This is a genomic window from Thioalkalivibrio sp. ALJ4, from assembly GCF_000377225.1.
Classification (GTDB): domain Bacteria; phylum Pseudomonadota; class Gammaproteobacteria; order Ectothiorhodospirales; family Ectothiorhodospiraceae; genus Thioalkalivibrio.
This window is the reverse complement of record NZ_KB897917.1, coordinates 822,030-839,247: the sequence shown is the minus strand read 5'-3', so window position 1 is coordinate 839,247 and position 17,218 is coordinate 822,030. Positions and strand designations below refer to the sequence as shown.

Annotated in this window: 17 protein-coding genes; 4 read left to right on the top strand and 13 right to left on the bottom strand. The window is 62.1% G+C overall.

The genetic code is table 11. The features are described from left to right. Positions 1-487: 487 nt before the first annotated feature. The 11 genes from gspD to gspE form a co-directional block, all read right to left on the bottom strand. Positions 488-2,785, bottom strand: coding sequence for a type II secretion system secretin GspD (gene gspD, locus C936_RS0104000; RefSeq protein WP_018649197.1), 2,298 nt, complete (start codon positions 2,783-2,785; stop codon positions 488-490). Positions 2,786-2,901: 116 nt separating this feature from the next. Further along, the gene (locus C936_RS0103995; protein WP_231363208.1) at positions 2,902-3,465 is read right to left on the bottom strand and encodes a hypothetical protein; all 564 of its coding nucleotides are present in this window, start codon (positions 3,463-3,465) and stop codon (positions 2,902-2,904) included. Continuing rightward, the gene (gspM, locus tag C936_RS0103990) at positions 3,462-4,085 is read right to left on the bottom strand and encodes a type II secretion system protein GspM (protein ID WP_018175279.1); all 624 of its coding nucleotides are present in this window, start codon (positions 4,083-4,085) and stop codon (positions 3,462-3,464) included. Before gspM ends, C936_RS0103995 begins: the two co-directional genes overlap by 4 nt. Continuing rightward, entirely contained in the window at positions 4,082-5,278 is a 1,197-nt protein-coding gene (locus tag C936_RS0103985) for a PilN domain-containing protein (protein ID WP_018175278.1), read from the bottom strand. Before C936_RS0103985 ends, gspM begins: the two co-directional genes overlap by 4 nt. A gap of 146 nt (positions 5,279-5,424) precedes the next feature. After that, on the bottom strand, positions 5,425-6,270 hold the full coding sequence (locus tag C936_RS0103980) for a general secretion pathway protein GspK (protein WP_018175277.1): 846 nt from the start codon (positions 6,268-6,270) through the stop codon (positions 5,425-5,427). Positions 6,271-6,314: 44 nt separating this feature from the next. Continuing rightward, positions 6,315-7,004 (bottom strand): prepilin-type N-terminal cleavage/methylation domain-containing protein, encoded by a 690-nt coding sequence (locus C936_RS0103975; RefSeq protein WP_081617398.1) that lies wholly within the window; start codon positions 7,002-7,004, stop codon positions 6,315-6,317. Beyond that, on the bottom strand, positions 7,001-7,393 hold the full coding sequence (locus tag C936_RS0103970; protein ID WP_231362981.1) for a prepilin-type N-terminal cleavage/methylation domain-containing protein: 393 nt from the start codon (positions 7,391-7,393) through the stop codon (positions 7,001-7,003). Before C936_RS0103970 ends, C936_RS0103975 begins: the two co-directional genes overlap by 4 nt. Next, positions 7,393-7,863, bottom strand: a complete 471-nt coding sequence (locus C936_RS0103965; RefSeq protein WP_018175274.1) for a GspH/FimT family pseudopilin — start codon at positions 7,861-7,863, stop codon at positions 7,393-7,395. Before C936_RS0103965 ends, C936_RS0103970 begins: the two co-directional genes overlap by 1 nt. Positions 7,864-8,030: 167 nt before the next feature. Beyond that, complete coding sequence (gene gspG, locus C936_RS0103960; protein WP_018175273.1) at positions 8,031-8,468, bottom strand: type II secretion system major pseudopilin GspG; 438 nt, start codon at positions 8,466-8,468, stop codon at positions 8,031-8,033. Positions 8,469-8,588: 120 nt separating this feature from the next. Then, positions 8,589-9,794, bottom strand: a complete 1,206-nt coding sequence (locus C936_RS0103955) for a type II secretion system F family protein (protein ID WP_018175272.1) — start codon at positions 9,792-9,794, stop codon at positions 8,589-8,591. Between the two features lie 2 nt (positions 9,795-9,796). Next, a complete protein-coding gene (gene gspE / locus C936_RS0103950; RefSeq protein ID WP_018175271.1) occupies positions 9,797-11,533 on the bottom strand; it encodes a type II secretion system ATPase GspE in 1,737 nt (578 codons plus the stop codon). A 392-nt stretch (positions 11,534-11,925) separates the two neighbouring features. On the opposite strand from gspE, the gene rfbB reads away from it, so the two are divergent. From rfbB to rfbD, 4 genes are read left to right on the top strand one after another with little or no spacing between them, the layout of a single operon-like run. Continuing rightward, positions 11,926-13,014 carry a dTDP-glucose 4,6-dehydratase gene (gene rfbB / locus C936_RS0103945; RefSeq protein WP_018175270.1) on the top strand — a complete coding sequence of 363 codons (1,089 nt, stop codon included), beginning with the start codon at positions 11,926-11,928 and terminating at the stop codon, positions 13,012-13,014. 40 nt (positions 13,015-13,054) lie between these two features. Then, positions 13,055-13,969, top strand: coding sequence for a glucose-1-phosphate thymidylyltransferase RfbA (rfbA, locus tag C936_RS0103940; protein WP_018175269.1), 915 nt, complete (start codon positions 13,055-13,057; stop codon positions 13,967-13,969). Continuing rightward, entirely contained in the window at positions 13,966-14,532 is a 567-nt protein-coding gene (gene rfbC / locus C936_RS0103935; RefSeq protein WP_018175268.1) for a dTDP-4-dehydrorhamnose 3,5-epimerase, read from the top strand. Before rfbA ends, rfbC begins: the two co-directional genes overlap by 4 nt. Further along, positions 14,529-15,395 carry a dTDP-4-dehydrorhamnose reductase gene (rfbD, locus tag C936_RS0103930; RefSeq protein WP_018175267.1) on the top strand — a complete coding sequence of 289 codons (867 nt, stop codon included), beginning with the start codon at positions 14,529-14,531 and terminating at the stop codon, positions 15,393-15,395. Before rfbC ends, rfbD begins: the two co-directional genes overlap by 4 nt. Positions 15,396-15,553: 158 nt before the next feature. On the opposite strand, the gene C936_RS0103925 is transcribed toward rfbD, so the two are convergent. Both C936_RS0103925 and C936_RS0103920 read right to left on the bottom strand, forming a co-directional pair. After that, positions 15,554-16,054, bottom strand: a complete 501-nt coding sequence (locus tag C936_RS0103925; RefSeq protein ID WP_018175266.1) for a thioredoxin fold domain-containing protein — start codon at positions 16,052-16,054, stop codon at positions 15,554-15,556. Between the two features lie 190 nt (positions 16,055-16,244). Further along, positions 16,245-16,886, bottom strand: a complete 642-nt coding sequence (locus C936_RS0103920; protein ID WP_018993115.1) for an OmpA family protein — start codon at positions 16,884-16,886, stop codon at positions 16,245-16,247. Between the last annotated feature and the right edge of the window lie 332 nt (positions 16,887-17,218).

Here is a 17,218-nt window from a genome sequence, read left to right as displayed (position 1 = left end):
TTTTCCACCCCTGCCGGATCGCCCTGCGACCCCGAGTCCGTATTAAAGCCACACTGTTCAGTTTATGCAATCCCCCAATGGGAATCGGGGTGCAACTAATACATGAGGCCTCGGGATGCGCAGTTTGTCGACTAGGTCACGAAATCCCCTGATAGTGCCTGGCCAACGGCGGGCCCTTGCGGGACCGGGAGGCATACGCCCCCTTACCAGACCATTCTCCGTTTCCGGCCCCGCCAACCGCGCGGGTTCGGGACCACCGTCAACCCCGGGAGGAAATCCCGACGGGTTCGAGTGGAAGCTACACGAGCCGCTGACAAAAAACAACACCCGCGAGCTTCGGTTTCTACTTATTCTGCGCGAAGAAGGTGACATTTTTACGACACCTGCCGTTTGAGGGAGGCAACACCTGGCTCAGGCCTGCGAATGCACGCATTCGATGCGCCATCCGCCCCAAAATGGCGCGTTCCATCCGGAGCGGGAACGGCCCTCAGTTCGCGCCTTCCAGGGGCTGCGGTTCGGGTGCGCCCGGCGTGTCGCCCGACGCAGCACCACTCCCTACTTGCTGGCGCTCCCATTGCTCGCGCAGGCCGCCCAGGCCACGCATGCGCTCCTTGAATTCTTGAGTGATGGCGCGCGTATCCCCGGAACTCTCGGCCACTCGGGGGGTGAGCAAAACGAGGAGCTCGGTACGGCGCGAGGTCTCCGTTGTGGTGGAGAACAGGTTCCCCAGCACCGGAAGGCGCCGCAAACCCGGTATGCCGATCAAGCCCGAGGAAGTCTGGTCACGCATCAGTCCGCCGAGGACGATTGTTTCGCCACTTTGCACCGCCACGGAGCTTTCGATCAGCCGCTGCTGGATGGTGGGCGAGTCAATCCCGGACGATGTGGTTTCGGAGACATCGTTGACCTCCTGCAACACATCCAGGGACACCATGCCGCCCGCGTTCACACGCGGCGTAACCTGCAGGTTCACGCCGGTATCGCGGAACTGGATATTACTGATCGCCACAGGATTATCGGTCACCACGCTGGTGGCCTCGGAGGTCCGGACCGGGACCTGATCACCCACACGAATGGTCGCGCTGTGATTATCCAGCACCATGACCGAAGGCGTCGACAGGATGTTGACCATGGAGTCCTCGGCGAGGGCGCTAATCACGGCCCGCACCTGGCCCGCGCTGTCGACCAGGGAGTAGTTGAACCCGGGAAACTGACGCGACAGGGAGTCACTGCGGCCGAAGATACCCTGCCCCTGGTAGCCCCGAACACTGTTCTCCAGGAACCACTGCACGCCATAGCGAAGCTCGTCCTCGAGCGTCACCTCAATGATGCTGGCATCCACCAGAACCTGGCGGGCGGCAATGTCGAGCTGCCGCAGGGCCCGCTCCAGGACTTCGTAGTCCGGTGTGTTGGCATAAATCAGCAAGCTGTTGTTGCCGTCGTCGGCCACAATACGAGTACGACCCGAGAGCGGGCCATTGTCGTCGTCATCGCGGTTCGAGGCGCCGTTTCCGGAGTTGCCGCCCACACCACTACTGGTCGATCCGGGATTACCGCGATCATTCGCACGCGCGTCCTGCTGCGAGAGATCGGAGAACCCCTGCTGCCCCTCGCGCCCGTTGCCACTGCCGATGAGCGCGGGCTCCGCACCCTGTGCCAGCCCGCCGCGGGTATCCCGTTCGGTACGCTCTTGTCGTGCCGTGCCGGTCTCGGCCCCGAAAACCTCACCAAGAACCTCCGCCACATCGCTCGCGCGGCGGTGCTGCATGCGATACACGTGCAGGCGGGAGGCCTGCATGTCCCTTGTGCGGTCGAGACGCTGCACCCAGGTCTCGGCATCCTCGAGGTAGCGGGGTTGCGGGGTCACTACCATCACGGCGTTAAGGCGCTGGATGGGGATCACCCGGAACATGCCGGCCATCGGCGATTCGCCCTCGGCGTTCATGAGCTGGTCGACCTCCTCGGCCAACTCGACCGCATCCGCGTTCTGGAGCGTGAACAAGCCGACCGACATCCCTGACAGCCAGTCGACGTCGAAGATGTCGATCGTTTCCTGCCAATTCGCGAGCTCGCGCCGGGTACCCGCCAGAATCAACAGATTGCGGGCACCATCGACCCTGATCAGGGAACCCTCGTTCAAAAACGGTTCGAGGATAGTGGCCATCTCGGCCGCGCCAATAAACTCGAGCGGCACGATGCGAACGTTCAGGCCTGCCCGGTCGCTGCCCAGGCGGGGCGTTGCCTGACCACGCAGGGCGCCCGCCCGCGGGGTAACCCTGACCATACCGTCGCCCTCAACAAGCGTGGCACCATTGATGCGGAGGAGTTCTTCCAGGACCGCCAGCAGCGAAGATTCCGGCAAGGGGCGAGTGGTCTGCAGGGTTACACGGCCTTCGACTGCGGGATCAATCAGCACGTTGCGATCCAGCATGTCCCCGAGAATCAGGTTGGCGACCTCGCGCAGGCTGGCATCTTCGAAGTTGAGGGTGTACTCGCCAGGCTCGTCGCTCAGCGCGATGCTGCCAGCCGCCACCTCGCGATCGAACAGCTCACCGGTGCCCGGATAGATCTGGACCAGATCGCGGGCAGGCTCATCGTCAGGGCGCTCGATGGGCTGGACATCCTGAGCAGGAGCAGAGGCCGGGGCATCACCGCGTTCCAGCGCCTCGAGTACCCCCGGAGAGATCGAACCCCGATCTTCGGGTGCGTCCGACGGCTGCATTCCGGAACAACCCGCAAGCACGGCGGCCAGCAGGGCAGCGCCGAGCAGCCTGCCAAACCCCACGGTGACTCCAAAAATACTGTTACGCGTTCGTCTCATAGCCATTCTCTGGGCGTGCCTTACGCCAAGTGGATCGCGGCAGCCGCATGACCTCCGGACCCGGGGGTACATGCGGGGAATCAGGGCAGCGGCGGAGCCGGCTGACCGAGCGGTACTCGGTCGATACCCAGCGAGCGGGAACGCTGCGGACGCAATGGTACACGCTGAGTCTTGTCTTCGCTGGAAAATTCGGCCGCTCCGGCATCGAGCGATTCGAGAACCCATCCTTCGAATTCGTCGCCGACCCGCAGGCGATGCAACCGCTCTTCTTCTTCGCGCTGCACCCAGATATGTTCGTCGTCCGGAGTCATCACCACACTGCGCAACTGGATTGCCAGCGGCGCGTCTTCGTCCTCCTCGGCCGCGTCCTCCTCGGACTCGCCTTCTTCCGGCTCGTCAACGGGCGGACGCCGCGAAGGGCTGAACAACGGACGATCCACGAAAGCAGCCATGCTGCCCGGCTCCGGCCATCCCGAGGCATCCGGCATGGGCAGGGGCGCGAGATCGGCCTCCGGCACGGCGTCGTCCTGAACGAGGCGGTCGGGCGTGTATTGATCCATCCAAACCCGAAGTCCCGTTATCTGGGCGAAAAACCCAAACATCAGCAACACGGCAACAAGGATCAGGAACGTACGCAACCTCACGATGCCCCCCCGCCGCCGTTTGCGGCAGAACTGTCACTCTGCTCGGGCCTCCAGTAGGCGGAAAGCTCGATGGTCACGTCGGTCTTGCCCCGATAGTCGGCCCGCCGTTGTCGATCGAACTCGCGGCTTGCGCGCACGTTGATGTTGTCGACAAACAGCAGGGGTCGCGCCTGATCGATCGCGTCGAGAATACCGGCCAGCGACTCGGTGCGCGCCTCGAACTGTACGCGGACAGCGATACGCTGCAGGCCGCCGTCTTCGGAAGCGGACTGGACCCGGGTCGACTGCACGTTACCTTCGTTTGCCGAGATGATGTCCGTTACACGCTCCTGAAGGGCCGCCGTGGCGAGGGACTCGCTCGTTTCCCGCTGGGTCAGCCCCTGATCGTCGAGCGCCCTTTCGAGCGCCGAAACCTCCGCCTCAACGATTGGGAGTTGCGCCGCGGCCTCTTGCACTCGCTCCAGCCGAAAACCCGCGCTGGCGACCGATTCGGCCGTCGAAGCCAGCTTCTGTACGATCGGCACGACCCCCCCAAGAAGCGCGATCAGGACGAGCGCCACAAGGACCCCTACCGCCAGGATTCGCCTCTCCCTCGGCTGCAACTGCTCCAGTCGGTTCATGGCGCGCCCTCCAACGGCACCGGGACATCACTACCCATCGGCGCGATCGGGACCACCTCTTCGGGGGCATCACGGTCCAATGCCGGCCCCACTTCAGCCATTGGGCGCAACCGGGTCGTCAACTGGAAGCTCTCACGACCCCGATCGTCACGGCTGACCGGGGCCGTGAAACTCGTACGCTCGAAATAGGGCGACGCTTCTATCAGCGCGATCAGGCCCGATGCAGCATCGGACTCTCCGTGCAGGGTGAGCCGGTCCCCTCGAAACTGGAAGGTAGTGAGCCAGGTATGGTCGGGCAGGATCCGCGCCAACTCGGTCACCGAGTCGGCCAGTGGCGGGTACTCGGCCTTGAGCTCGGGCAACCGGGTCAACTCCTGCCGCAGCTCTTCCTGCCGTTCCCGTAACTCCTGCGACTGCACGGCCTGGGACTGGAGCCTCTCGAGCTCCACACGCAGATCCGAATGACGATCACGCATCAGCCACCACGGCGCCACCACCATCGCCGCGATGAGAAGGACGATCACCCCGGCGAGCCATACATTCGGGCCAGGCAGGCCACCCCTTCGACGCCGAAGATCAGCCGGAAGGAGATCCACGTCCGACTCGCCCGCAGCTCGGACGGCTTCGGGATACAGCCCCCAGTCGCTCAGCCGCAACAACCAGGCGTCCAGCATTTCGCGCGGAATCACCACAAGGCGCACCCGGATCTGCCCGGTCGCCGGAAGCTGTTCGATGAGACGGTATCCAAAGTGAACGCGACTGGCCGGAAATGGTGTATGCCGGTCCATCTCGTATTCAAGCACGCGTTGCAGGTTGGCACTGGCCGCCTGCGGCAGGGTGATATCCCGCACCAGGGCGCCGGAGGCCCTGGTCAGCTCCAGAACGCGGCGGCATTCAAGCCGGGCAGCATTAAAGGCGGGATCGCTGGCATCGGGCAGGCCCGCAGGCCGAGATTCGGAGTCATCGTGCGCCTCGAAACGGGCCAGGACCTCGGAGCTGGCCAGCCTTCGACGCTCAAGGACACCCGCCGTACCATCGCAGCGCAACACCAGCTCGTCGCGGCCCAAGTGTACGTGACCCCGCCACGATTCGGGCAGCAGGCCGACCAGCTCCCGCAACCACCAGCGCAGGAAGGTAGCCCCCTGCTGCTGCCATTGCAGGATCCTTGGGCGAAGCACCGAAAGGTTCAGCATAGAACGCTTCCAGCATCGCTACAGAACCGAAAACGAACAGCAAGCCGACCGCAGGCCGGCAGAGCACGCAGCCGCTTCGGGCACATGTTCAGGACGGGGGACATCGAGTCATCAATGCGAATGCGCATATGGATTGACGCCCCCCCCTAGTGAGCCTGACGAAAGTGAATAATCCGGAACGGCTCTGGATCCGTTGAATCCGCTTCCTGAATGACCGCCCGCACAGTGTAGCGGGCACCGGAAGGGAGCTGAGCCGTGGACCGCACAGTATGCACTTCCGTTCCACCCGAAACCACATGACGCGCCTCCAGGTCCGGTGGCTGACGTTCTTCCCGAAGTGCCCGCGCCCGATCCGCCCGCCATCGATCCACGGTCTCCTGGTCAAGATCGGGGAGCGCCCGAATGACTTCAGGCGGCGCCTGCGATGGGTCGACTCCCCGAGCGCCCGAGAACGTGGTCACCATCGGCCGCAGCGCCCTGAACTCAGCGCCGCCAATACCGGGGATCAAGAGCAACTCCTCAACTGCACGGAACGGCTCCCCTGCGGGGCCGTATTCGAGCCCAAGCCGAGCGTACTCCGACACCCCACCCCCATCGGGATCACTTCCCCCGCGCCATTCGATGATGCGACCGGCAATGGCTTCGCGCATCGACTCGGGCTCAACACCTGCCTCGGCCAACGCCGCCTCGAGCAAGTCCCGCGGCGCTTCGTTGATGTCGATACGGCCGGATTCCAGCGCAAGTTCGATCTCGAGACTGACTCCTTCCCATACCGTTCGGCGCACACCCTCCCCGGGCGCCCATCTTTGCTCGCGAGCAGGATGCGCCAGCCCCAGCATCGCAAGCCGTACCCCGGCCTCGGCCATCGCACGCGCCTGAGATTCCTCCACAAGATGCTGAGCCGCCCCGGCGTCCCTTCGGACGCCCAGCGAGAAACTCGCCGCAACGACAGACAGCAGCGTAATAATCCACAGGACAAGGATCAGCGCCATCCCGGACCGAGATCGACGCCCCGCCAGGACACGATGAGCGGTGGTCATCGCACCTCCCACGGAAACAGCGGCCCGGTATCGGCTGGGCGATGCCCGGACCGAGACGCCAGCACGAGTTCCCGGCCATCATCCCGCGTAAGCAGCAGCGCGATCAGGTGCGGCATGTCTTCGCCCCCCCACTGATCGTGCCAGCGATATGAATCCTCGTCACCGGAACGGCCGTAATACCGCACCGTGAGGCTTTGCACACCCTCGAGCAGGAGCTCCGTGTCGCGGCGGCGAGGCTCGCCTCCATCGAATGTATCGGGATGGAAGAGGCTATGGCGCAACAGCAGCCCCCGCCCGCGATCAGTACGTCCAATTTCGAGCTCGACCCAGCGAAGCCCCCCACCCCCAACATGCGCTGGCAGTGTCGATACGAAACCGACCCGCTCTTGCTCTCCGATAAACGCAAGGCCCGACTGGCCGCCCTCGGACTCATGCCAGTCCACCTGCAGGGCGTAGGAAAGGCGTTGCTGCAGAAAACGTGCAGCAATGGCCCATTCCGTCGACGTCTCGACACGGTTCTGGGCCGCGTCCCAGCTCCCCGCCCCCATCCGAAGCCCGGAAAACAGGATCACCAGCATCAGGCTCAAAACCACAAGGGCGATGAGCGTTTCCATGAGGGTAAACCCTCGGGCTCTGGCGCGACGGTGACTCTCACTGAACCGGGGCGAGCACACCACAGGCTTCATGGCGTCTGCTGCAGCCGGATAGTGTCGAGCACCAGCTCACGCTCGCCTCGCCCGGACGGCCACCAGACACGCACTGACACGTGATAGGCGGCTACACCTTCCGGACGCGGGAGGTCCATCTGCAACGTGCGAATCTCCTGCTCCCAGCGAAACTCCGTTCCCTCGAACTGCCCGCTCCGAGATCCCGCCTCCAGAGGAGGCGTGTCGGCAGCAAGCGCCAGGCGCCCCTGGGCCAGGGTAGACGCCTGCGCATATTCGTCACCCGCCGTGGTCGTCCGAAGTCCGGACCCGAACACCTGGAAAAGAACCCCCAGCGTGAGCGCCATAACAACAAACGCGACCAGGACTTCCAGCAGGGAGAACCCTTGTTGTTTGCTATAACTGGCCATCATCCACTGTCCGGTGGAGGCCCGGGACGCAAGTGCACCCGCCCGGTCAGCCAGGCGACTTCGATCGTGTACTGTCCGGCGTCGGAGGTGAGCGTCACATGGCCACCAGTCGAAGACCCATCAGGGAAAAAGCGGATCAAACCCTCGGTTTCCGACAGCAGTGACGTGCGATCGGTGAAAAGCTCGACGGCGATCGTGCTCGAAAACGTGTGGGTGCTCTCCCCGGAAAAACCAACCAGTCGATACCGCCGATGCTCGACGTCCACCGCCACGCCAGTTTCCTGCTGAGTCGCAATCGCACGTCCCCTTGCAGCCCGCAGCGCCGACGCCACATCGCGGGCAGCAGCACGAGTCTCCATGCCGGAAAGGGCGCCCTCGAACTGGACCACCATCAGACCCGCAACGCCAGCCAGAATGGCAAGCACCACGAGCAGTTCGATGAGCGTGAACCCGCGCGCGCGTCGAGCCATCAGGAGCCCACACCACGCAACACCCTCGGAACCCAGGACGAAATCTCACCATTCAGGCAGACAGGTCGGGCCGACTCTGCGCAGTCCGATCGCGGAAACCACGAAACAACAGGGCAGCGGCTCGCCTTCACGCCCGTTGCTCGTAACGCCGTGGAGAAGCTTCCGCGTTAATCCCAGTTGGTAACGGGCTGGTTCTCACCCTCACCACCCGGCTGCCCATCGGCGCCGTAGGTCCAGATATCAAACGAGCCATGCTCGCCCGGGCTGCGGTAGTTGAAGGGATTGCCCCAGGGGTCGAGCGGGACCTGGCTGCGCCGCAGGTACGACCCGTTCCAGTTCCGAACGCCTTCCGGCTCATTGACCAGCGCCTCAAGACCCTGATCCGAGGTGGGATACGATCCGACATCAATCCGATACAAATCGAGGGCTGACTCGATTTCCTGTATCTGCAACGCGGCTGTCTGGGTTTTGGAATCACTGAGATACCGCATGACCTGCGGCCCCACCAGACCGGCCAGCAGCCCGAGAATGACGAGCACCACCAGAAGTTCAATCAGGGTAAAACCGGCGGAGCGCCGGGACGTGCGGACTTGCAGATGACTCATGGATCTTTGTTTCCTGCCTGAGCGGCCTTGGCGTGAAAGTTTGGGCACCGGGATGGTGATTGTAGGCGGCACGGGGAGATAATCAATCCATTCCCCCACATCGAATACACCCGGCGGATCTCAGAATGCCAGCTCGTTCACGCTGACGATGGCTACCAGGATCGAGATAATGATCAAGGCGATCACAACTCCGAGCGTCACGATAAGCAGCGGCTCAAGGAGCGCCAGCATCCTCTGTACAGCGGTACGCACTTCACGATCATACAGGTCGGCCACCTGAATCAGCATCCCTTCAAGCTGCCCCGTTTCTTCTCCCACCTGGATCATCTGCATTCCCAGCTTGGGGAGCAGGCCGCACTCTTTGAGCGGTTCACTCATCCCCTGGCCGCCACGCAGGCCTTCGATGGCCGAATCAACGCCACGCACCATCAACCGGTTGCTTAGAGTCTCGCGCACAATCGTTAACGCAGAAAGAAGCGGTACGCCGTTACCCAGCAGCGTACCTAGCGTCCGACTGAAACGCGCAGCCTCGAGCCGCCGCACCAGCTCACCGACTAGTGGCAGGCGAAGGGTTAACCGGTCCCAGCGCTCGCGCGAAACCGGATTTCCCAACTGGCGGCGCATATAAACCCCGCTCAGGAGAATGACCAGCGGGATACTCCACCAGTAACTACCCAGCCAGTCGGCCGCCCCCACCACCATCTGCGTCAGCAACGGCAGCGCCTCCCCTGCGTCATCGAACAGCTGCGTGAACTGCGGCACCACAAAGATCATCAGGATCAGCACCGAGAGCAGCGACACCGTCAAAAGGATCGCCGGGTACACAAGCGCAGAGACAACGCTGTCCCGCAACTCCCGAGATCGGACAAGATAATCGGATAATCTCTGAAGCACCTGATCGAGACTCCCGCTCATCTCCCCGGCGCGCACCATGTTCACATAGAACCTGGAGAACGTACCGGTTTGCGCTTCTAGCGCATCCGACAAAGTGCCACCGCCCCGGACGAATTCGAGGATGCGCGATGTCACCTGGCGCGTACGCGGATGATCGGCAAGGTCGATAAGGATCTGGAGGGAACGGTCGAGCGGAAGGCCCGCCGCCAGGAGGGTAGCGAGCTCCTGAGTGAAGATCTGCAGCTCCTGCGACCGCAAACGCCCCCCGGTCGACCAGGACGCCCACTTGATGCCGCCCCCGGCAGCGACCCGAATGGGAATGTGACCAGCCGCCTGGAGCTGGGTAACGGCAGCCGCCTCGTCCGCTGCCTCAAGCTCACCCTCGGCGGTTTCACCGCTCGAGGTTGCCACCTTGTAGTAGAACGTCGGCATGGTCAGTCGGATGTTACCCGAAGCACCTCTTCCAGAGTTGTCTCGCCACGCACAACCTTTTCCAGACCATCTTCATACATGGTCCGCATACCCTCCGCCCTCGCGGCACGATCAATCTCGTGAGAGGTCGCGTGACGCATCACCAGACTGCGAATTTCTTCGGTCAAGACAAGGAATTCGACGATGGCCAGACGCCCTCGGTACCCCGTGTGGGAACAGGCCTCGCAACCTACCGGCCTGCACATTCGAATCCCTTGATCGGACACCCCGGGGGCTTTGGCCAACTCGTCTCGCAGGGAATCGGGCACTGACTGCTCTTCACGGCAGTCGGGGCAAAGCCGCCGGACGAGACGCTGAGCCAGGACGCCGTTGACGGTGGAGGTCAGCATGTAATCGTCCACACCCATGTCGAGCAACCGATTCACCGTACCCGCAGCATCGTTCGTGTGTAACGTGCTCAAAACAAGGTGCCCGGTCAGAGCCGACTGCATGGCAATCTGTGCCGTTTCCAGATCCCGCATCTCGCCGATCATAATGATGTCCGGATCCTGACGAACGATACTGCGCAGCGCAGCGGCAAAATCGAGCCCGATCTGGGGTTTGACCTGGATCTGGTTCACGCCTTCCAGCTCGTATTCGACGGGATCCTCAACAGTCAGGATCTTGGCCTCGGGCGTGTTGAGCCTGGACAGCGCGGTATAGAGGGTCGTGCTCTTGCCGCTACCCGTGGGCCCCGTGACAAGGAGGATGCCATGGGGCAGCGATAGCACTTCGAGAAAGCGATCCAGCACCTTGCCCTCGAAACCGAGGCGGGCGAAGTCGAAAATAATGCTGTCCTTGTCCAGCAGACGCATCACCACACTCTCGCCGTGCATCGTCGGGACGCTCGAGACGCGAAGGTCGAGCTCTTTGCCCAAGGCTCGAACCTTGATCCGACCATCCTGCGGCAGCCGGCGCTCGGCAATGTTCAGTCTTGCCATGATCTTGACGCGAGAGATAACTGCCGCCGCGGACCGCGAAGAGGGGGCCTCAATGTCGTGAAGAATGCCGTCGATTCGAAGGCGTACCTTGAGCTTGCCCTCAAACGGCTCGATGTGGATGTCGGAGGCGCGGGATTCGACTGCACGCTGCAGGATCTGGTTGACGAGGCGGATAATGGGTGCCTCGCTGGCCATGTCGCGCAAGTGCTCCACGTCCTCTTCGCGAATATCGTCCTCGCCTTCGAGGTCCGCAACGGCTTCCGTACCACCTTGATCAGGATGGACAACGCGCTCCAGAGCCGATGCAATATCGGCCGGAACACCAACAGCCGGTACCACTTCAGCGCTCGTGGCCAGCCGCACGGCCTCAATCACGAACTCATCTCGGGGATCCGCCATCACGAGGTCGATCGTGGCCTCGTCACGCTTGACCGGCAGGACTCTAGTCTCCGCAAGAAAGCGCCGCGAAATACCGTCCGGATGCTCGATCACGTCCGGGAAATCGTCCTGCGTCCAGAGACGCCAGGGCCCCACCGAGCCCAGCGCCTCGGCGCGATCGCGCTCTGTAATCACGCCAAGTCGGAGCAGGACCGCCATCAGGTCGAGCCCCTCGCTGCGCGCAAGGCGCCGACCCCGCCCAAGATCAGCATCCCGAAGCCTGCCGTCGGCAATCAGCCAGGCAGAGAGGGCCTCGTCATCGACAACACGCTGATCGGGTTCGGGCTGATCGGTTTCGGAGAGGGACGTTAGAACGCTCATCGGCGACTCACTGGATCGGAGGTGACGACTGTCGAATGTCTGATTCCGGGCAAACGCGCTTGGCAAAGCGTGTCAGGCAATCCCCAATCATACCGCCAGATTGCACCTGGAGAATACGTTCCTCGACCAGCATCCGCTCTTCCGTGCCCGACCAGGGCCCGACCCGGGACCAGCAAATGCCGAGGCCAGCCGAGGCAAAACATGCGAAACGCCAGCCAAGGCCCCTTCGTTCCGGCTCCGGATTGCGACGCACCGCACAATGGAGCACGTCCGTCACCATCCCCTCACCCGTCCGGGCCATCCACCCACTGGACGCAGGTGGTACACTTCCGCGCTCACTCGGCGGCAGCATCATTCCGCCGTTGACTAACGACCGAATTGTTTACAGCACCATGCCCCGAACCATACTCGTAACTGGAGGAGCCGGCTTCATCGGGTCGGCCGTCGTGCGGCTGCTCCTGGGAGTGCCCGACACGCGCGTGGTCAATCTGGATTGCCTGACTTACGCCGGCAACCTGGATTCGCTTCGATCAGTGGCGAGTTCACCAGCCTACGCCTTCGAACACGCCGATATTCGTGATTTCGAGGCAGTTCGTGAGGCGATTGCCCTACACGAGCCAGACGCGATACTTCACCTTGCGGCCGAATCGCACGTTGACCGCTCGATCGCCAGCCCGGGTGATTTCATCTCGACGAATATTACGGGGACGCACCATCTACTCGAAGCCGCCCGCCACTACTGGATGCGGCTGACACCACCGAAACAGGACCGCTTTCGCTTTTTGCACGTTTCGACGGACGAAGTCTATGGAACTCTGGGCAAGACGGGCGCGTTCAACGAGGACTCCCCCTACCGCCCCAACTCACCGTATTCGGCCAGCAAGGCGTCCTCTGATCACCTTGCGCGCGCCTGGTTCCACACATACGGATTTCCGGTAATGATCTCGAACTGCTCGAACAATTATGGGCCCTACCAGTTTCCGGAAAAACTGATTCCCCATATGATCCTGAATGCATTGAGTGGCCGCCCCCTACCCGTCTACGGCCGAGGCGAGAACGTTCGGGACTGGTTGTTTGTCGATGACCATGCTCGGGCACTAAGCCACATCTTGGACCATGGCGAGCCGGGCGAAACCTACACCGTTGGAGGGCGAACCGAACGGCGAAATCTGGATGTCGTTGAAATCATCTGCAGTCTAATGGACGAAGCCATTCCGGCGAACCGCCGAAAGACGCCTCGACACCGGGACCTTATCGAATTTGTTGCGGACCGGCCCGGACATGACTACCGCTACGCCATCGACGACCAAAAAATTCGCTCGGAACTCGGCTGGCACCCACTGGAAGATTTCGAGAGCGGATTAAAGAAAACAGTCCATTGGTATCTCGAAAACGAGTGGTGGTGGGATCGCGTTCTCTCAGGCGAATACCGCCTGGAACGCGCGGGTCTACCCGCAGCCCGGTCAGCCACCCACACCTGACCCACCCAGGGTCAGCTCTCCGAAACAGAACAGGCGACTCATGTCAGGGTTCCCCGAAACCTCATCCCGTCGACGCGGCATTATCCTGGCCGGCGGAGCGGGCACCCGACTCTATCCGGTCACTCAGGCGGTCTCCAAGCAGCTGCTGCCGGTTTACGACAAACCGATGGTGTATTACCCGCTGAGCACCTTGATGCTGGCCGGTATCCGCGACATCCTCCTCATCTCCACCCCTCAGGACACGCCAAGATTCCAGCAGCTTCTGGGGGATGGCCAGCAGTGGGGGCTATCGATCCAGTATGCAGTACAGCCACAGCCTGGTGGCGTAGCCGAAGCGCTGGTGATTGGCCGGGATTTTATCGATGGGCATCCAAGTGCGCTGATCCTGGGAGATAACATCTTTTATGGAAACGACCTCTCAAGCCTGCTGAGGAACTCCTGCACGCGGTCTCGAGGCGGGACAATCTTTGCCTATCCCGTCCAGGATCCGGAACGATATGGGGTCGTGACGTTCGATGACAAAGGAAATGCGGTCGCACTGGAAGAAAAACCGGCAAAGCCGCGATCGCGTTATGCCGTCACTGGCCTTTATTTCTATGACGAGCAGGTGTGCGGACTGGCATCCGAGATTGCGCCGTCCAGTCGGGGCGAACGCGAAATCACGGACATCAACCGTCTTTACCTCGAAAGAGGATTACTGGACGTGGAGATGCTGGGGCGCGGTATGACCTGGCTGGACACAGGAACGCATGAATCACTGCTCGAGGCCTCGAGCTTCATCGAGGCAGTCGAAAAACGGCAAGGTCTCAAGGTGGCCTGCCCGGAAGAGATTGCTTTTCGCTGCGGATACATTGATCGCGCACAGCTCGAAACGCTCGCTCACCCGCTTAGCAAGAATCAGTACGGCCAATACCTTATGGAACTCCTTGATGAATTCCCGGCGGTGAACCCGTGAAGGTTACCGAAACCTCCCTGCCCGGCGTTTTGATTGTCGAACCCCGAATATTCGGGGATCGCCGCGGCTATTTTCTCGAGACGTACCACCGCGACCGATATTCGGAAGCGGGGATTCCCGGCCAATTTGTCCAGGACAACCTGTCATTTTCGTGCTGTGGAACTCTGCGCGGCCTGCACCTGCAACATCCACATGCACAGGGCAAGCTCGTCCAGGTCCTGCAGGGCGAAGTGTTTGACGTGGCGGTGGATGTACGGAGAGGGTCCCCAAGCTTCGGCAAATGGACCGGAGTCTGGCTGTCAGCCGAGAACCATCGGCAGTTCTGGATACCGGAAGGGTTCGCCCACGGGTTCTGCGTTGTATCCGAAACGGCCCTGTTCAGCTACAAATGCACCGACATCTACCATCCGGATTGCGAATTGAGCATCCGATGGGACGACCCGGATATTGGCATTGACTGGCCACCAGTCCGTGTCTCCCTTTCAGACAAGGATTCCGCCGCTGCAAATCTCGCGGCTGTCCCGGAAGACGCGCTCCCCGCATATCGCGAGGGGCCTCCATGACCCGGATACTCATCACCGGATGCCGTGGACAACTGGGCAGAGAATTGGTTGAACGCCCCCCTCCGGGCGTGGAGCTTTGCGCGCTGGACCGAGCCTCACTGGACATCACATCGGAAGCGTCGGTCACCGACACTATCTGTAGCGTGCGCCCCGACTGGATCGTCAATACCGCCGCGTACACCGCCGTGGATCAAGCAGAAGATGATCGAGAACAGGCCTTTGCGATCAACCAGAACGGGCCGAGCCATCTCGCACGAGCAGCCGCGCGGGTCGGGGCACGGCTTGTACAGGTCTCTACCGATTACGTTTTCGATGGCACACTGGGCCGCCCCGCGCGTCCTGATGACCCACCACGGCCCGTCAACGTCTATGGTGCCAGCAAGCATGGGGGCGAAAACGCGGTACTTGAAATTCTTGGGGACCGCGCGGTCGTCCTGCGTACCGCCTGGGTTTATTCCACGCACGGCCACAATTTCCTGAATTCGATGCTGAGGCTCATGGCCGAACGGGAATCTCTGACGATTGTGGAAGACCAAATCGGTTCCCCCACCTCCACTGCGGGACTGGCCAAGGTTATCTTTTCCGTGATCCAATCGGACATCCGCGGCGTCCATCACTGGACCGACGCCGGCGTGGCTAGCTGGTTCGATTTCGCAGTTGCCACCCACGCGCGCGCTCGTTCCGCAGGCCTCCTGTCGCGCCCATGCCACATCACCCCCATCCCCTCGAGCGACTTCCCGACCCGGGCACGGCGTCCGCTCGACTCACGGCTGGACAAGTCCTCCTTGCGCCAGGCATTGGATATGCCGGGTGACGCCTGGTCGGACGCACTTGATCAAATGGTCGCTCGGATCCAGAAGTAGCCTGGCCGCATCGACTCGAGGGGCAGCCGCTCGCATAGCCCCGCCGTTCACGGCACCAAACGATACTTCACGACGGCCCGAGGGGCGCTCGTTGAAGCGCATGATCGAATCAGCAGCCCAAGCCGCGGCCAAACGAGCGCAGATGCAGCAGCCGAGGATTAACTCGATTCCCCGTTGTAGCGGATGGCCTGCTGGATGCGCTGACGGATCTGGCTGCGGTAGAGCTGCTCGTTGGGGATACCGACTAGCGGCTGGCCCACCGGATTGCCCTCGGCGTCAAAGGCCATGATGGTCGGGACCACACGCGCCCCGTAGGCACGGCCCAGCTCGTGACCGCGGCGCACCTCGCCGTCGAAGTCGCGCACCTCGTCACGGTTGAGGATGACCTTGCGAATGTGGATACCCTCGTAGCTCGCATCCTCGCTCATCGGACCCAGGTGCTGGTGTTCCGCCCGATCACAATAGGGACAGCCGTCGGAGGCGAACATGATCAGGGTCGGCTTGCCGTCCCCGTTCTGCACCAGGGACTGCAGATCCGTGGCCCGCTCGATCCCATGCGCGGAGGCGGCGCCAGACAGCAACATGCCCCCGAGCATCAGGACGATCGTCAGGCCGACCAGACGGATGCCCTTGTGTAGCTTGAGCGTATGCAGATTCATGATCAGTAAGGTCCTCCGGTTTTGGAGTTAGTCTAGGACGGAAGGCTTAACCGGAACTTAACGCGCCCCCGCGCCGCAACCACATAACCAGGGCTCCAAGACCCTTCATAAAAAAGGCCCCGCCGAGGCGGGGCCTGATTCCCGGACCATCGGACGAACCGATGGCCGGATACCGACAGCTATAGAGACCTTAGTCGGCGCGCTGACGCACGTCGGAGGTCACTTCCACGCGACGGTTGGCCTCGCGGCCTTCGCGGGTGGAGTTGTCGGCGGTCGGGCGGTCCTCACCGTAGCCCACGGTACGGATGTCGTCTTCACGCACACCTTCGCTGGCCAGGAAGTCGGCCACGGACTGGGCGCGACGCTCGGACAGGCCCTGGTTGTAGTCGGCCGGGCCGATGGTGCAGGTGTGACCTTCGACCAGCACCGAGCTGTACTCGGCGTCGTCGGCGGTCAGGCTGCGGGCCAGTTCACGCAGGGCATCGCGGCCTTCCGAACGCAGTTCGGCGCTGTCAAAATCGAACAGGGCCTGGGCGCTCAGCGTGGTGGTTTCAAACTCGGGCTCGGGCTCGGGCTCGGGCTCGGGGGCCGGATCCGGCTCGGGGGCCTCCGCGGTTTCCTGGATGTAACCGGCGCACTCGGAATGACGGACGTTTTCCGGTGCCCAGGAACGGGTGCGCACGCACTCGCCAGAGCGATCCATCACGACATTACCGCTGCGGTCGGTGACGTTGGCCGCCGGCGGCTCCTGAGCCACTGCCTGGCTCGCGGTACCGATCAGCAGCGTGGCCACGGACGCGGCCAGAATATTCTTAACCAGCTTGTGATTCATGTTCATAGCCTCCTTGTAAAAACAAACGACGACTGATCAGAGACAAGCGCGTTGCCGAACGGTTGACTCCCGACCGGAATCTGGAGCAGCGAGCGCCAAGCCCTCTACAGCAGCTTGATAGTGGCACATGCTTTCCGGTTTTGCACGCATTCCAGCCAAGAATTGTATCGGCATCACAACGTTGTCACATTAAGGAAACACCTGCCTGTGATCAGGCGACTCCCTTCTTCTGTCTGATCAGGGCAACTACCTGCCCATCAAAACGCCGACCTTACCTAGAACCTTGTTCCCTTAAGGACACACAGATTACTTGTGGGTTCCGATGTACAAGA

Coding starts and splice junctions, on each gene's coding strand:
- gspM (WP_018175279.1), bottom strand. CDS start 4,085: ATGAACCGACTGGAGCAGTTGCAGCCGAGGGAGAGGCGAATCCTGGCG.
- C936_RS0103985 (WP_018175278.1), bottom strand. CDS start 5,278: ATGCTGAACCTTTCGGTGCTTCGCCCAAGGATCCTGCAATGGCAGCAG.
- C936_RS0103980 (WP_018175277.1), bottom strand. CDS start 6,270: ATGGCGCTGATCCTTGTCCTGTGGATTATTACGCTGCTGTCTGTCGTT.
- C936_RS0103975 (WP_081617398.1), bottom strand. CDS start 7,004: ATGAAGCCTGTGGTGTGCTCGCCCCGGTTCAGTGAGAGTCACCGTCGC.
- C936_RS0103970 (WP_231362981.1), bottom strand. CDS start 7,393: ATGGCCAGTTATAGCAAACAACAAGGGTTCTCCCTGCTGGAAGTCCTG.
- C936_RS0103965 (WP_018175274.1), bottom strand. CDS start 7,863: ATGGCTCGACGCGCGCGCGGGTTCACGCTCATCGAACTGCTCGTGGTG.
- gspG (WP_018175273.1), bottom strand. CDS start 8,468: ATGAGTCATCTGCAAGTCCGCACGTCCCGGCGCTCCGCCGGTTTTACC.
- C936_RS0103955 (WP_018175272.1), bottom strand. CDS start 9,794: ATGCCGACGTTCTACTACAAGGTGGCAACCTCGAGCGGTGAAACCGCC.
- gspE (WP_018175271.1), bottom strand. CDS start 11,533: ATGAGCGTTCTAACGTCCCTCTCCGAAACCGATCAGCCCGAACCCGAT.
- rfbB (WP_018175270.1), top strand. CDS start 11,926: ATGCCCCGAACCATACTCGTAACTGGAGGAGCCGGCTTCATCGGGTCG.
- rfbA (WP_018175269.1), top strand. CDS start 13,055: ATGTCAGGGTTCCCCGAAACCTCATCCCGTCGACGCGGCATTATCCTG.
- rfbD (WP_018175267.1), top strand. CDS start 14,529: ATGACCCGGATACTCATCACCGGATGCCGTGGACAACTGGGCAGAGAA.
- C936_RS0103925 (WP_018175266.1), bottom strand. CDS start 16,054: ATGAATCTGCATACGCTCAAGCTACACAAGGGCATCCGTCTGGTCGGC.
- C936_RS0103920 (WP_018993115.1), bottom strand. CDS start 16,886: ATGAATCACAAGCTGGTTAAGAATATTCTGGCCGCGTCCGTGGCCACG.